The sequence below is a fragment of the Gudongella sp. DL1XJH-153 genome (genome assembly GCF_049310905.1).
Classification (GTDB): domain Bacteria; phylum Bacillota; class Clostridia; order Tissierellales; family Tissierellaceae; genus Gudongella.
The window spans coordinates 1-519 of the sequence record NZ_JBMEMN010000091.1; the positions used below are offsets into that span (position 1 = coordinate 1).

The 519-nt window shown below is 43.7% G+C and carries 1 pseudogene; it reads right to left on the minus strand.

From position 1 onward, the window contains the following. A pseudogene (locus ACOEN1_RS13490) lies at positions 1-519 on the minus strand (phage tail protein); the annotation flags it as partial.

Below are 519 nucleotides of genomic sequence, written 5' to 3' on the forward strand. Positions count from 1 at the left end.
CTGGTGATAAAGGTAATGATGCTGTTAATAATCTGAGGCAGGGACTGAATCAGTGTTGGTAGAGAGTTTAAAAGTCCCATAGCCAAGCCGCTGACAATCTGAAAAGCTGCATCTAGTACCAAGTCCAGATTATTTATTAGTGTTGTAGCAATAAGGATAACCGCTTCTACAATGGATGGAATGAGTTCTGGTAGGGCATCTCCAAGGCCCGTTGCAAGGGTCACAATCATCACTAGCGCCGCTTCCACCAGGGCAGGAAGATTGGTAATAATCCCATCCACCAATGTTAGAACAAGCTGCAAAGCACCATCTGTAATTTGAGGTAAGGCTTCGATAAGGCCACCTACAATAGTCATGATGATATTCGTTGCAGCTTCAATAAGTGTGGGAAGATTATCTAAAATCCCACTGACAAGCGCCAGAATCAAATCAGGTGCAACTTCTGCAATAGCTGCAATAAGTCCAGTAACCACATCCAGAATTTGAGGAAGGATGATAGCAATCTGTTCAACCGTCTGC